Origin of the sequence: Streptomyces sp. NPDC021100 (genome assembly GCF_044333095.1) — a bacterium.
In the GTDB taxonomy this organism is placed as follows: Bacteria; Actinomycetota; Actinomycetes; order Streptomycetales; family Streptomycetaceae; genus Streptomyces.
In genome coordinates this window covers 653,372-667,218 of record NZ_JBIRQH010000002.1, presented here as the reverse complement: position 1 = coordinate 667,218, position 13,847 = coordinate 653,372, and the positions used below count along the sequence as shown (strand labels likewise).

11 protein-coding genes are annotated in these 13,847 nt (G+C 74.2%); 9 read left to right on the top strand and 2 right to left on the bottom strand.

Annotated features, from left to right (window positions below):
* Nucleotides 1-96 precede the first annotated feature (96 nt).
* Nucleotides 97-774 (top strand): DedA family protein, encoded by a 678-nt coding sequence (locus tag ACH4PU_RS06335; RefSeq protein WP_398266838.1) that lies wholly within the window; start codon nucleotides 97-99, stop codon nucleotides 772-774.
* Nucleotides 774-1,466, top strand: a complete 693-nt coding sequence (locus ACH4PU_RS06330; protein WP_398266835.1) for a phosphatase PAP2 family protein — start codon at nucleotides 774-776, stop codon at nucleotides 1,464-1,466. Before ACH4PU_RS06335 ends, ACH4PU_RS06330 begins: the two co-directional genes overlap by 1 nt.
* A 288-nt stretch (nucleotides 1,467-1,754) precedes the next feature.
* On the opposite strand, the gene ACH4PU_RS06325 is transcribed toward ACH4PU_RS06330, so the two are convergent.
* On the bottom strand, nucleotides 1,755-2,450 hold the full coding sequence (locus ACH4PU_RS06325; protein ID WP_398266832.1) for a BPL-N domain-containing protein: 696 nt from the start codon (nucleotides 2,448-2,450) through the stop codon (nucleotides 1,755-1,757).
* Complete coding sequence (locus tag ACH4PU_RS06320; protein ID WP_398266829.1) at nucleotides 2,447-6,511, bottom strand: Pls/PosA family non-ribosomal peptide synthetase; 4,065 nt, start codon at nucleotides 6,509-6,511, stop codon at nucleotides 2,447-2,449. Before ACH4PU_RS06320 ends, ACH4PU_RS06325 begins: the two co-directional genes overlap by 4 nt.
* A 468-nt stretch (nucleotides 6,512-6,979) precedes the next feature.
* On the opposite strand from ACH4PU_RS06320, the gene ACH4PU_RS06315 reads away from it, so the two are divergent.
* The 7 genes from ACH4PU_RS06315 (at nucleotide 6,980) to ACH4PU_RS06285 (ending at nucleotide 13,845) form a co-directional block, all read left to right on the top strand.
* Nucleotides 6,980-8,077, top strand: coding sequence for a bile acid:sodium symporter family protein (locus tag ACH4PU_RS06315; protein ID WP_398266991.1), 1,098 nt, complete (start codon nucleotides 6,980-6,982; stop codon nucleotides 8,075-8,077).
* Nucleotides 8,078-8,379: 302 nt separating this feature from the next.
* Nucleotides 8,380-9,156: a GntR family transcriptional regulator gene (locus ACH4PU_RS06310; protein ID WP_398266826.1), complete on the top strand. Its 777-nt coding sequence runs from the start codon at nucleotides 8,380-8,382 to the stop codon at nucleotides 9,154-9,156.
* A gap of 132 nt (nucleotides 9,157-9,288) precedes the next feature.
* Complete coding sequence (locus ACH4PU_RS06305) at nucleotides 9,289-10,419, top strand: TIGR03364 family FAD-dependent oxidoreductase (RefSeq protein WP_398266823.1); 1,131 nt, start codon at nucleotides 9,289-9,291, stop codon at nucleotides 10,417-10,419.
* Nucleotides 10,420-10,424: 5 nt separating this feature from the next.
* A complete protein-coding gene (locus ACH4PU_RS06300) occupies nucleotides 10,425-11,126 on the top strand; it encodes a phosphonatase-like hydrolase (protein ID WP_398266821.1) in 702 nt (233 codons plus the stop codon).
* The gene (locus ACH4PU_RS06295; RefSeq protein ID WP_398266818.1) at nucleotides 11,123-12,187 is read left to right on the top strand and encodes an ABC transporter ATP-binding protein; all 1,065 of its coding nucleotides are present in this window, start codon (nucleotides 11,123-11,125) and stop codon (nucleotides 12,185-12,187) included. Before ACH4PU_RS06300 ends, ACH4PU_RS06295 begins: the two co-directional genes overlap by 4 nt.
* Nucleotides 12,180-13,067 carry a 2-aminoethylphosphonate ABC transporter permease subunit gene (locus ACH4PU_RS06290; RefSeq protein WP_398266815.1) on the top strand — a complete coding sequence of 296 codons (888 nt, stop codon included), beginning with the start codon at nucleotides 12,180-12,182 and terminating at the stop codon, nucleotides 13,065-13,067. Before ACH4PU_RS06295 ends, ACH4PU_RS06290 begins: the two co-directional genes overlap by 8 nt.
* The gene (locus tag ACH4PU_RS06285; protein ID WP_398266812.1) at nucleotides 13,054-13,845 is read left to right on the top strand and encodes an ABC transporter permease; all 792 of its coding nucleotides are present in this window, start codon (nucleotides 13,054-13,056) and stop codon (nucleotides 13,843-13,845) included. Before ACH4PU_RS06290 ends, ACH4PU_RS06285 begins: the two co-directional genes overlap by 14 nt.
* The last annotated feature ends 2 nt before the right edge of the window (nucleotides 13,846-13,847 follow it).

Below are 13,847 nucleotides of genomic sequence, written 5' to 3'. Positions count from 1 at the left end.
CCGTCGTCTACACGTCAGTAGACCGTCTATATGCTTGTAGTCAGTCGGGGTGCCCCGCAGGCCGCCCGCTCCCTCATTATGAAAGGGCACGCGACGATGTCCGCACCCTTGTTCGCGACGGCGTCTCCGCTCGCCGTCAACGTCCTGGACGCCCAGTCGCTTCTCGGAGCCTTCGGAGTGCTCGGGGTCGGCGTGGTGCTGTTCGCCGAGACGGGCCTGCTGGTCGGTTTCTTCCTGCCCGGTGACTCCCTGCTCTTCACCGCCGGCCTGCTGTGCACCGGCTCGTCGGCCACCGGCGTGCACCTGTCACTGGCGCCCCTGCTGGTCATGGCGGTCGCCGGGACGCTGGCGGGTTCGCAGTGCGGCTACCTGATCGGCAGGAAGGCCGGTGGTGCCCTGCTCGCCCGGAGCCGCTCCGCCCGGCTCCACGAGGGAGCGCGGCGGGCGGAGGAGCTGCTGGGCCGGTATGGCTTCGCAAAGGCGATCGTGCTGGCCCGGTTCGTGCCCGTCGTGCGCACCGTCCTCAACCCCATGGCCGGGGCCCTCGGGGTCCCGGCGCGTTCGTTCACGCTCTGGCAGGTGATCGGCGGGGTGCTGTGGACGGTGGGCCTGACCCTGGGCGGCTACGCGCTGGGCTCATCCATTCCCCACGTCGACCAGTACCTCCTTCCCGTCGTCGCGCTGATCGTCGCGCTGTCGCTCCTGCCGCTCCTGGCCGAGGTCCTTCGCTCACGCCGCGCCGCGGCCGGGCGGCGGGGCGGGGCGGGCGAGTGATGGAGCGCCGCACAGCGATGGTGGTGGGCCTCACGGCCCTGGCCGGCTTCACGCTGCTGGCCGGCATCGTCACCGCGGGGGGTGGTGCCCCTGTGGCGGGGGACGGCGCCCTGCTCTCGTGGGCCGTCGGCCACCGCCCGGCCGCGGCGGTGACCGCGACACGGGGGCTGACCGACACCGGGACAGGCGCGGTCCCCTACGTCCTGGCCGCCTTGGCGGGTGTCATCGCGGGGCGTACGAAGCGCCGGAAGGCGTACGCGGCCGCCGCGAGCCTGCTGTGCCTGGGAGTGGGGCAGCTCCTGCGACGGGCGGTGCTGTACCTGATCGGCCGGCCCCGCCCGCCGGCCGCGGAGTGGGCGACGCACGCCTCGGGATGGTCGTTCCCCTCCGGCCACGCCACCACGGCGGCCCTCACGGCCGCGCTGCTCATCACGGCCGTACTTCTGCGCTCGCCCCCCGGCCGATTCCTCGTCGCGGCGGTCATCGGCTGCTGGGGCGCCGCGGTCGGCCTGACGCGCGTCTACCTCGGGGTCCACTGGTTCAGCGACGTCGTCGGTGGCTGGCTCTTCGCTCTCGCCTGGTACGCGGCGTGCGCCGTGGCGGCCGCCCGGTGGCTCCCTCCGGTCACCACTCCTGCGCGAAAGGACGGTCCGGACGCAGGGCACCGCTCGGAGCCCCGCCCGCGTACGTGAAGGAGACAGGTGCGGCCGTGGAGGTCGACCCGTCCGCACCACCGACGCCACCGGCGAGATCAGGCTCTCCCTGACCGCACTCGGCGAACTCGGCGTCGACATCGCCCTCCACAGCACCCCGTGCCTGTTGGCCGCGCAGGACGCCATGGACCGCGCCCTGCGGGACCTCGCAGCAGCCGACGGACGCCTGCCCGCACCGAAACCGGGCCGCACGGACGTCACCTCCTGCCCGGAACTCCTCAACCGGTCCGTCGGCCCGGCAAGGCGGTGGCGGGGCGGGCAGCGAGGTCACCGCTGTATCACCGCCTCCACCAGATCCATCGCCAGGTCCAGAGTGTGCTGAACCCGCAGGCCCTGGTCGGTGTACCAGTCGTCGGTGGCTTCCGGGTGGGGGCCGCAGACCGCGACGCGGCCGCGGCCGAAGCCGGTCACGAGGGCTGCGGCAGTGCCGTTGTCGTAGGTGGCGAGGACCGTGGCGTCGGCGTCGTCGTCGAGGACGAAGTGCGGGCCGTCCTGGAAGAACACGGTGCGGGGGCGGCCGCGCCACGTCACCTGGATGAGTGTGTCGCGCTCGTCGTGGACGGTGGCACCCGAGGAGGAGATGTACTGGTCGGTGTCGCCGGGGAGGAGGCCGAAGCCCGGCGTGGCCCCGGCGAGGTAGCCGCCGAGGCAGAACCCCAGGTAGCGCCCGCCGTCGTGGACGAAGTCGCGGATCGCCCCGCGCTGCGGCCGCAGTCTGCCGTAGGCGGCGGACAGGGTGCCGCCGCCGGGCTGGGAGTACAGCGCCGCCTGGGACAGCGTCCGGGGCGACAGCGGGAGTGCCTCGTTCGGGCCGGTGAAGCGGACGTCCAGATCCCAGGGACCGGCGGCGAGAAGTGCGGCGACCGCCTCGGGGCAGCCGGGCGCCGAGGCCGGCCCGCGGTAGACGAGGGCGAGCGGGCGCCGCCCGGCGGTGGTCTCGGAGCGTGCGCCGGCGTGTGTCATGACCGTCCCACCCCCGGCGCTCGGCCCCTTCGACCGGTGCCGGCCTCGCGGCGGCCCGTCCCGTCGAGCCCTTCCGCCGGCAGCCCGCGCCAGCTCGTTCCCGGCGTCAGCCGCTCGCCCTTCATGACCAGGGACAGCGCCCCGAGCCTGACGCCGGCACCCACCACGCTGTCGTAGAGCACGATCGTCCGCGGGCCGATGCTCGCGCCGGGGCCGACGGTCACCGTCGACATCTTCATCACCCGGTCCTCGAAGAGGTGGGTCTGCAGTGAGACCTGCTGGCCGATCGCGGCGTCGTCGCCCACCCGGACCAGGTCGAACTCGGTGAGGTACGTGGTGCCGAGCCAGGTGCGCCGTCCGATGCGGGCACCGAAGCGGCGTAGCACCGGCGGCAGGAACGGCGTCCCCACCAGGCCACCCGCGCCCGCCGGGACCGCCGCCGCCTCGAAGAGCCCGGTGACGAACTCCGTCCGGCGCACGAACAGGTTCCACAGGGGCTCCACCCGCGGCCGGTACCTTCCGGCCACCACCCACTTGACCAGCGCGCAGTATCCGATGACGGCCAGTCCCGCGCCCATGGTCAGGAACGGCGACACCAGCAGCGTCACCGGCGGCCCGGTGCGGCGTGCGGTGCCGGTCAGGGCGAGCAGGTACAGGAACGCGGCGGTGGCGAGCACCGAGGCGGGCATGGTGGCGCGGAAGAACTCGATGGCCAGGCGGCCGAGCACGGCCTTGCGGGCCGGCCGGAACGTCAGCTCCTCGGGGTAGTGACCGCTGCTCTGACGGACCGGCAGCCGCAGCGCGGGCGATCCGAGCCAGGTACTGCCGGACGGCACGTTGTCGGCGGACGGTACCGTGCCGACGCCGATGAGGCTGCCCGGGCCGAGCCGTGTTCCCGCTGGGACGACGGCCGCGTTGCCGACGAACGCGCGTGCGCCGACCTCGGTGGGCGCCAGCTCCATGCGGTCGGCGGCGAAGGTGGCGACGCCGACGCCGGCCATGTCGGCGACGAAGCTGCCGTCGCCGAGGGCGAGCAGGTCCGGGTCGATGTGCGCGGCGGTGGAGACCTCGGCGTTCCGCCCGACACGGGCGCCGAGCAGCCGCAGCCAGGGAACCGTGTAGAGCGTGGCGTACAGCGAGTTGGTGAAGGCCAGGCTGTGTTCCAGCAGTTTGTCGGCGATCCACTTGCGTACGCCGAGGGCCGAGCGCGTCGGGTGGACCCCGAGCGGTGTCCGCGGCAGGACGGCTCGTCTGCCGACGGCGACGATCAGGCAGGCCGTGGCCACGAAGACCGGGCCGAACAGGACGGCAGCGCCCAGGCCGGCGGTGGCGCCGCCGTGCAGCCAGGCCCACCAGAACAAGGCGATGCCCGGCAGCACCGCGGCGATGACCGCGGCCTCGAGCAGGACCAGGCCGAGCAGGACGGCGGCCAGGTGCCGGGGCGGCCAGTGGTCCGGGTCGGCCCGGGTGCGCAGCATCGTCTCGACGAACGGGGAGAGCGCTTCGACGGGGCGTGCGGGGGATCCGGCGCGGCGCGCTCCGGCGGGGACCACGTCGTCCGAGCCCACCACGGACTGCTCGCCGAGTGCCGACCGGGGGCCCAGGACCGCGCCGGGTTCGCAGACGGCGTGCGCGCCGACGTACGCCCGTTCGCCGATGGTGATCGGGGCGACCGTGACCCATCCGTCGGCGACCTGCCAGCAGCGCAGCGTGGCGCCGTAGCCGATGGTGGCGTCGCCATCGACGCGCAGCAGCGCGGGCAGGCCGACGACGCTGGTGGCGATGGTGGTGCGGCGGCCGACGCGCGCGCCGAGGAGCCGCAGGTAGCAGCCCATGAGCGGGGAACCGCTGAGGACCGGCAGGGGGCTGATGCCGAGCACCAGCACGTCCAGCGTCCACAGCCGCAGATAGGTGGCTCCCCACAGCGGGTACCTGCCGGGCCGGATGCCCGCGGCCAGGGGCCGTGCGAGGGCGAGGGGCACGAGCCAGCGCACGGCGGTGTAACCGGCCAGCACGGCGATCATCGGTACCGCGACGCCCGAGCCCGTCACCTGGCCGCGGCGCAGTGCGTAGGAGAGGGCCACCGGCCCGGTGAGCAGCAGGAGCAGTACGTAGAAGGCCGCCACCTGGGCGAGGCCGGCGCGCGCGATCCGCGGGCGACCGTGCCGCAGGGGCGCGAAGCGAGCGGGCTCCGGCCGGCGGGGACGGTCCGGGGCGGCGCGCAGCCGGGCCGCGAAGGCGCGCACCGTCGGGTTTTCGTACAGGTCGCGCAGAGTGGGGCCGCTCTCGCCGCCCTGGCCGCGTAGCAGCGACACGGCGCGGGCGGCGAGCAGGGAGTGACCGCCGAGGTCGGTGAAGAAGTCGGCCTCGGCCGACAGCTCCTCGGGGGCGATGCCGAGCGTCCGTGCCCAGGCGTCACGCACCCGCTTCTCCGGTTCGCCGCGGACCGGTGCCACGCGGCCCGCGCCGGTCAGGCGGCGGCCGGTCGGTGCGGGCAGCCGCGCGCGGTCGGCCTTGCCGCTCGGCATGACCGGCAGCCGGTCCAGGAAGTCCAGCGTCGTGGGCACCATGTAGGCGGGCAGTGCGCGGCGCAGACGCTCGTGCAGCCGGGCGGCGAGGACGTCGTCGGCCGTCGTGCCGTCATCGGCGCGCACGACGTAGGCGGCGAGCAGGCGGTCGTCGTCCTGCCCGTCGCGCGCGGACACCAGGGTGGTTGCCGCCTGGGCCACCGCGGGGTCCTCCAGCAGGACGGTGTCTATCTCCTCCAGTGACACCCGGAAGCCGCGGATCTTCACCTCCGCGTCGGCCCGGCCGAGGTACTCGATCTCCCCCTCGTCGGTCATCCTGCCGAGGTCTCCCGTGCGGTACAGGCGGTCGCCGGGCGACAAGGGGTGCTCGACGAAGCGGTCGGCGGTGAGGTCCGGCCGGCCCACGTAACCGCGGGCGAGGCCGGGACCGCCCAGACAGATCTCACCGACGGTGCCGGGGGGCACGGGACGGCGCCGCTCGTCGAGGAGGACGGCCGAGTACGTCGGCAGCGGGCGGCCGATGGTCACCGGCCGTCCCGGCAGGAGTTCCTGACAGGTCGCCGTGACGGTGGCCTCGGTCGGCCCGTAGGTGTTCAGGATGCGCCGTCCCGGCCTGCTCCACCGCCGGACGAGCGAGGCGGGACACGCCTCACCGCCCACGAAGATGCTGCGGACCCGAGGAAGCTCGCACGGGATGGTCGCCAGCAGCGTCGGCACGCAGTACAGGACGGTCACCTCGTGGTCCTGGAGGAAGTCGGCGAGTTCGGCGCCGAGCCGGCCCGAGCCGGCCGGTCCGGCGACGAGGGCGGCGCCGGCCGACCAGGTGGGCCAGATCTCCTCGATGGAGAAGTCGAAGGAGATGGTCATGCCCTGGTACACCCGGTCCCGCGGCCGGATGTCGTAGATCCCGCGGACGACCCGCAGGAAGTTGGCGATGCTCGACTGGGCGATCTCCACCCCTTTGGGCCGGCCACTGGATCCCGAGGTGTACATGATGTACGCGAGCGGGTCGCCGGTGTCCCGGTCCGCGACGGGCGGCCGGGAGGACGGCAGCCGGGAGAGGTCCGCGGCCCACCTGTCGGTCTCGATCACCCGGCACGCCCGGTGCGGCCCCGCCCAAGCCGCGCCCGCGGCCAGTTGAGAGGTGGTGAGCACCACGTCGGCGCCGGCGTCGCTCAGGACGAAGGCGACCCGGTCGGGCGGCGCCCAGGGATCGATCGGTACGAACGCCGCGCCCGTCTTGCAGACGCCGAGCAGGGATACGTACATGTCCACGGACCGGGGCAGCAGCAGGGCCGCGCGCCTGCCGGGCCCGATGCCGATACGGCGCAGGTGGTGGGCGACCCGGTTGGCCCGTGCGTCGAGGTCGGCGTACGTCAGCCGCTGCCTACCGCATTCCAGCGCGAGGGCCGACGCCGACCGGTCGCAGGCCTCCTCGAAGAAGCGGTGGAGGCCGACGGTGCTCGCGGGCCCGGGGGCGGCGGTGCGCTCCCCGGCCGGGACGACGGGCTCCGCGGCGGCGTGAGAGGCCATGGGATCACCCCTCGTCGGCGGGAAAGGTCCTCGGTCTCGGTCATCCCCGGTGACTCTTCCAGCATGTGACGCGCGTGCTGAGAAGACGCTGAGAAGCGCAGGCCGCGCCTGCGGCTGCTCGCGGTCCGCGCTCCCGCCCGTCTCGCCCGCCGACCACGGACCCCTTCGCACCGGCCGGCGACGGTATCCCCGACCGCTCGATCCGCGAGTCGCTCCGTGTTCACTCGTCTCGGCGAAGAGTGCCGCTTCGTGGCCGTTACCGCAGGGCAGGCCGAGGAACGCGACGATGAACCGGGCCAGGGCCCGTCACATGTCCGGCGCGGCAGCTGACATACCGGCCGCAGGACGGTCGAGCCGAATCCGTGCGGAGGCTCAGCGGATGGCCGCCGAAAACGCACGTATCGAGTGCGGAGCAAAGGTAGTACTGGCGTCTCGTAGCCTTGTGTGGTCAATAGACTCCCCTACGTGATGACTGTCGTGAGGTTCGTGCAGCGGTGGCTGCTGGTGATGATGCTGGCCTGTTACGTGCTGGCCGGCGTGCTCCCGGCGCCCGGCGAGGCGCTCCGGGCGCTGGCGCTCCCGGTTCCCGCGGTGGCGGGCACGGTGACGCTGCCGATGGTGCTGTTGGCGGTGATGCTCTTCAATGCCGGTCTGGGGGTTCGTATCGCCGAACTGCGGGGGGTGGCGAGCCGGCCGGTGCGGCTGATGCTAGGGATCGCCGCCAACGCTCTGTTGCCCTTGCTGGTGCTTCCCGTGATCGCCCTCGTCCTGCGGACCTGGCCCGACCCGGCCGAGGTGGAGGGGCTGGTGGTCGGGCTCATGCTCGTGCTGGCGATGCCGATCGCGGGGGGTGCCGCTTCCTGGGGGCAGAACGCGGGCGGCAACGTGCCTCTGGTCGTCGCGATGGTCATCGGTTCCACCCTGCTCAGCCCGTTCACCGTCCCGTTCGGGATGCGCGTGGCCGGCCGACTGGTCGGCCCACACGGCGCCGGCGTCCTGGACGACACGACCAAGGTCGACATGATCGCGGGTACCGGGGCCGGGGTGTTCGCTCTGGTGGCGGTGGTGCTGCCCTGCCTGGCCGGTGTCCTTGCCCGGATGCTGCTCGGTGAGGAACGGGTCCGCCGCGTCCTTCCCTCGGTCAAGGCGGTCAACGCCGTGAACATCCTGCTGCTGTGCTACATCAACGCCGCCGGTGCCCTCGGGCAGGCCCTGGCCCATCCGGACTGGGACCTGCTGGTGCTTGCCCTCGGCCTGTCCGGCGCGGTGTGCTTCCTGGCCTTCCGCTGTGGCCGCTGGATGTCCGGCTGGACACGCTGCGACCAGCCGGACGGCATCTCCCTCACCTTCGCCACCGGCATGAACAACAGCAGCGCCGCCGCCGTGCTGGCCGCCTGCTGGTTCTCCCACCGCCCCGAGGTACTCCTGCCGATCCTCTCCTACAGCCTGCTCCAGAAGATCGTCGCCGGGGTCGCGGGCAAGCCGCCCCGCTCGCGGCCGGGCAAGGAAGCCCACCGGCGGCCTGCTCCCGGCGCGCATGCCTCCGGTACCGCCGCTCACCCGTAGGGCCCGTGATCGTTGCGTTTTCATGGCGGCGTGCGCGCGCGGGCCGTGCTCCGCAAAGGCCTGGGCGACCGTCCGCTCGCTGTGGAAGCGGCGCTCCGGGGCGGGGTACCACGACCTCGTCGTGCACCGCCGGACGTGCGCCGAGCCGGTCGAGGCCGCGTCCCGGGCCGGCCGGCCGGACGTGGCGGCCCGGCGCGCGAGCGGCCGGCCGACCGGGGCCGGGCCGGCGCGCTCGGAACCGAGGCCGCGCGGGTGCGGAACGCGCGGCGCCACGGCGCGGCCCCGGGTGCGAAGATCGCGGCGTGAACACGCATACGCGCGACGAGCCCGGACGGCCGCCCGGCGCCCCGGTCCGGGCCGGCATTCCCGAGCACGGGCGGATTCCCAAGTACTACGCGGTCAAGACGCACATCGCCGGCCTGCTCGACGAGCTGGGGGAGGGCGGCCTGTTGCCCACCGAACGGGAGTTGGCCGCGCGCTTCGAGGTGTCCCGGGAGACCGTCCGGCAGGCCCTCCGCGAGCTGTTGCTGGAAGGGCGGCTGCGCCGGATGGGGCGCGGCACGGTGGTCGCCGGGCCGAAGCTGGAGCAGCCGCTCTCCCTGGCCAGTTACACGGAGGGCGTCCGCCGCCAGGGCCGCCGCCCCGGGCGTTCGCTCGTCGGCCTGGACCGGCTCGCCTGCCCGGCCGCCCTCGCCCCCGATCTCGGGGTGCAGCCCCTCGCCCCCGTCTGGCACCTGGAGCGCGTGCTGCTCGCCGATGACGAACGGGTGGGGTTGGAGAGCACGTACGTGGCGGTGGATCGGGCGCCGCGCCTGGACAGGGACTTCGAGCCGGACTCCTCCTTCTACGGCTACCTGCGCGAGCGGCTCGGCATCGGGTTCGGGGACGCGGACGAGCGGCTGGAGACCGTCCTGGCCACGCCGCGCGAGGCCCTGCTGATCGGTACGCCGCCCGCGCTGCCCATGCTGCTGATCCACCGGGTGTCGCGGGACACGGAGGGCCGGCCGCTGGAGCGCGTGCGCTCGCTCTACCGGGGGGACCGGTTCTCCTTCACCGCCCATCTGCGCGGGGGGAGTTGACGAAAGGGAGAGGCGACCGGCCCGCTCCGATAACGAAAAGGTAACGGGTCTAGGCCAAGTTTGATGCCCGGTTTCCCACCGGTTCGCCGGCCGGTCGCCCGCGCGTCACCCGCCCTGGCGACCGTTCGGGTCATGCGAGTCATAGTCGTCGGAGCCGGCGTCCTGGGAACCATGCACGCCTGGCAGGCAGTCCAACGCGGCCACGAGGTCGTGCACATCGAGCGCGAGCCGGAGGCCCGGGGCGCCTCGGTCCGGAACTTCGGCCTGATCTGGGTCGGCGGCCGTGCCGCGGGAGAGGAGCTGGCCACCGCCCTGCGGGCCCGCGAGCTGTGGGAGGAGATCGGCGCCGCCGTCCCCGGCATCGGCTTCCGCGCCAACGGTTCGCTGACGGCCGTCACCACCGAGGATGAACTCGCCGTAGCCCGCGCCACGTCGGCGCGGCCCGACGCCGCCGCCCGGGGGCTGCGCCTCCTCACCCCCGACGAGGCGCGGGCCGCCAACCCGGCCCTGCGCGGCACTCTCCTCGGCGCCCTGGCCTGCGACCGTGACGCCGTCGTGGAACCCCGCACGGCCCAACGCGCCCTGAAGGAGGTCCTGTTCCGCTCCGGCCGTTACACCTTCCTCGGCGGCCGCGAGGTCCGCGACCTCGTGGACACCGCCTCCGGGTCCGCCGTCCGTGACGACCGCGGCGCGGTGCACGGCGGTGACGCGCTCGTGCTCTGCACCGGCGCCTGGCTGGGCGGCCTCGTCCGTGAGCTCGTCCCTGAGCTGCCCGTCCGCCGCGTACGGCTGCAGATGATGCAGACCGCGCCGCTGGGCGAGCCGCTCCCCACCTCTGTCGCCGACGCCGACAGCTTCCGCTACTACCCCGCCTACGCCGGCCCCGCCCTCGACGCGATGGCCGCCTCACAGGCGCAGCCCCCGACCGCCGCCGAGCACCGGATGCAGCTCCTCATGGTGCAGCGCGCGGACGGCGGGCTGACCATCGGCGACACCCACGAGTACGCCGAGCCGTTCGGGTTCGACGTCGACGAGGCCCCGTACGAGCACCTCGCCTCCGTCGCCGAGGCGCTGCTCGGCCGCCCCCTGCCGCCCGTCCGGCGCCGCTGGGCCGGCGTCTACGCCCAGTGCGCGGACACCACCCGCGTGGTGCACCGCGAACGCCTGCGTGACGACGCCCGGCTGGTGACCGGCCCCGGCGGGCGCGGCATGACGTGCTCCCCGGCGATCGCCGAGACCACCGCGAACGAGATGGGCTGGTGAGGAAGGTGACGGAGCGTACGACCCTCGTCGTGCTGGACATGGCGGGCACCACCGTCGCCGACGACGGCCTGGTCGAGCGGGCCTTCGCCGCCGCCGCACGGACCCTCGGCACCGAGCCGGGCAGCGCCCGCCACGACGGGCAACTCGCCCACGTCCGCGCGACGATGGGCGAATCGAAGATCTCCGTCTTCCGCCGGCTCGCCGGCGGCGACGAGGAACGGGCCCGGCGCGCCAACGCCACCTTCGAGTCCGCCTACGGACAGTCGGTCGCCGAAGGCCGCTGCGAGCCCCTCCCCGGCGCCCGCGAGGCGATCGAACGGCTCCGCGCCGACGGCCGCACCGTGGTCCTCACCACCGGCTTCGCCCGCGTCACCCAGGACGCCATCCTGGCCGCCCTCGGCTGGACGGACCTCGCCGACCTCACCCTCTGCCCGGCCGACGCCGGCGGGCGCGGCCGCCCGTACCCCGACATGGTGCTCACCGCCCTGCTGCGCACCCGCGCCGCGGACGACGTACGGCGGATCGCGGTCGCGGGCGACACCTCGTCCGACATGCTCTCCGGCACCCGGGCCGGGGCGGCCGTCGTCGCCGGCGTGCTGACCGGCGCCCACGACGAGGCCGCGCTCCGCGCCGCCGGGGCGACCCACGTCCTCGGCTCGGTGGCCGAACTCCCGGACCTGCTCGCGCGGTTGGAGGGCGTCCGTTGAGCACCGGCATCCGTTTCGACGGCGTGACGGTCGCCTACGGCGGGAACGTCGTCCTCGACGCGTTCGACCTCACCGTCGAGCCCGGCGAGGTCATGGCGCTGCTCGGGCCGTCCGGCTCCGGCAAGACCACCGCCCTCCGCGCGGTCGCCGGCTTCGTACGGCCGGTCTCCGGACGGGTCCTCATCGGGGGTGACGACGTCACCGACGTGCCGCCGCACCGGCGCGGCATCGGCATGGTGGTCCAGCAGTACGCGCTCTTCCCCCACCTGCGCGTCGACGCCAACGTCGCGTTCGGCCTCAAGGCGCGCAGGACGCCGCGGGACGAGACCGCCGCGCGCGTCGCGGAGGCACTGGAGGCGACCGGCATGACCGGCTACGCCAAGCGGTACCCGCGCGAACTCTCCGGCGGCCAGCAGCAGCGCGTCGCCATCGCCCGGGCGCTGGCCATCCGGCCCGGCGTGCTCCTCTTCGACGAGCCGCTCTCGGCCCTCGACGCCCGGCTGCGCTCCGGCATGCTCGCCGAACTCGCCCGCCTCCACCGCGACCTGCCGGACGTCACCATGCTCTACGTCACCCACGACCAGACCGAGGCGCTCACCCTCGCCGACCGCGTCGCCGTCATGGACCGTGCCCGCCTGCGGGACTGCGGCACCCCGCGCGACCTCTACCGGCGGCCGCGCACCGGGTTCACGGCCTCCTTCGTCGGCGACGCCAACCTCCTGCCGGTGACGGTCACCGGCCGCGGCGTCCGCCTCGGCGACACGGACCTGGACGTGCCGACCGGCGGCGCCGCCGATGGTGACCCGGCCACGCTGTGCCTCCGCCCGCACCTGGTCGGGCTGGGGGACGGCCCCAACGCCCTGCGCGGAACCGTCGCGGAGGTGCAGTGGCGCGGTGTCACGCACCGCCTGGGCGTCGACGTCGCCGGGCACCGCGTCACCGCGGACGTACGGGAACTGCGCGAGACACCGGCACCCGGCACCGGCATCACCCTGCACTTCGCCGCGGACGACGCGGTGCTGCTGCCGGCGGGCGAGGCCGGAGGTGCCGCCCATGGCTAGCGTCCGGCTGCCGCCCGCGCCGGCGGCCGCCCCCGCGCGGCGGCGGATCCCGGCCTGGACCCTGGCGCTCCCGCCCGTCGCCGCCCTCGGCGTCTTCTTCCTCCACCCCCTCGCCCTCGTCGTGTGGCAGTCCCTTTCCCCGGACGGCGGCGGGCACGGATTCGCCGCCTACACCCAGGTGTTCGCCCAGACCGCGTTCCGCGACGCCCTCCGCACCACGGTGCTGATCGCCGTCGGCGCCACCGCCGGCGCCCTGCTCCTCGGCTTCGCCCTCGCCCTGGTCATCGCCTTCGTCCCGATGCCCGGCGGCAAGGCGATCGGACGGTTCGTCGACGTCTTCCTGTCCTTCCCCTCCTTCCTCATCACCCTCGCGCTGCTGTTCGTCTACGGCAGCGCCGGTCTGGCCAACGGCGTCTGGACCGGGGCGACCGGGGCCGCGTCCGGCCCGTTCGACTTCCTGCACACGCCCTGGGGCGTCCTGCTCGCGGAGGTCACGTACTTCACGCCGTTCGTGATGCGCCCGCTGCTCGCCGCCTTCTCGCAGCTCGACACCGCGCAACTCGACGTCGCGGCCTCGCTCGGCGCCCGCGCCCCGCGGATCGTCCGGCAGGTGATCCTGCCCGAGGCCCTGCCCGCGCTCGCGGCCGGCGGCTCGCTCGTCCTGGTGATGTGCCTCAACGAGTTCGGCATCGTCCTCTTCACCGGCGCGAAGGGCGTGACGACCCTGCCCGTCCTCGTCTACGGCAAGGCCGTCCTCGAAGGCGACTGGACCGGCGCCTGCGTGGTCGCCGTCGTCAACATCGTCCTCTCCCTGGCGCTGTACGGGCTCTACCGGACGCTCACCACCCGTCTGGAAGGAACCCGCCGTGCTCGTGCATAGCCGCCGCGCCCGCCTGGTGGTCCAGGCCGTCTTCCTCGCCCTGTTCCTCCCGGTCTTCGCGCTGCCGTTCCTCGTCGTCGTGGCCGCGTCCCTGGCCACCCGCTGGAGCGGCGCGCTCCCCTCCGGGGCGACGCTGGACCACTACCGGGCCGTCGCCCACGGAGAGGCGCTCGACGCCCTGACCACCAGCGTGCTCACCGCCCTCGCGGCCTCGGCGCTCGCCCTCGCCACCGGCACCTGGGCGGCCCTCGCGGCCCGGGGCCCGCGCGCCCGCCGTGTGATCGGCCCGCTGTTCATGCTGCCGGTGGCCGTGCCGTCCGTGGTCGTCGGGCTGGCCCTGCTGGTCGCCTTCTCCCAGCCCCCGTTCCTGCTCAACGGGACGCCCGCGATCGTCGTCCTGGCCCATACGATCCTGGTCACGGCCTTCGCCTACCAGTCCGTGGCGGCGGCCCTCGACCGGCTCGACCCCGCCTACGAGCAGGCCGCCGCGAGCCTCGGCGCCGGCCCTCTGCGCGTCCTGCTGGGGGTGAGGCTGCCGCTCCTCCTGCCGTCCCTCTCCGCGGCCGCGGGCCTCTGCTTCGCCCTGTCGATGGGCGAGCTCAGCGCCACCATGATGCTCTACCCGCCCGACTGGCTGCCGCTGCCCGTCAAGGTCTTCGCCGCCACCGACCGCGGTGCCCTCTTCCCCGGCGCCGCGCTCGCCGTCGTCCTCGTCGGGACCACGCTCCTCGTGCTCCTCGCGGTCTCCCGCGTCCGCACCCGAGCCTCCTACCGCTGACT

Coding starts and splice junctions, on each gene's coding strand:
- ACH4PU_RS06335 (WP_398266838.1), top strand. CDS start 97: ATGTCCGCACCCTTGTTCGCGACGGCGTCTCCGCTCGCCGTCAACGTC.
- ACH4PU_RS06330 (WP_398266835.1), top strand. CDS start 774: ATGGAGCGCCGCACAGCGATGGTGGTGGGCCTCACGGCCCTGGCCGGC.
- ACH4PU_RS06325 (WP_398266832.1), bottom strand. CDS start 2,450: ATGACACACGCCGGCGCACGCTCCGAGACCACCGCCGGGCGGCGCCCG.
- ACH4PU_RS06320 (WP_398266829.1), bottom strand. CDS start 6,511: ATGGCCTCTCACGCCGCCGCGGAGCCCGTCGTCCCGGCCGGGGAGCGC.
- ACH4PU_RS06315 (WP_398266991.1), top strand. CDS start 6,980: ATGACTGTCGTGAGGTTCGTGCAGCGGTGGCTGCTGGTGATGATGCTG.
- ACH4PU_RS06305 (WP_398266823.1), top strand. CDS start 9,289: ATGCGAGTCATAGTCGTCGGAGCCGGCGTCCTGGGAACCATGCACGCC.
- ACH4PU_RS06290 (WP_398266815.1), top strand. CDS start 12,180: ATGGCTAGCGTCCGGCTGCCGCCCGCGCCGGCGGCCGCCCCCGCGCGG.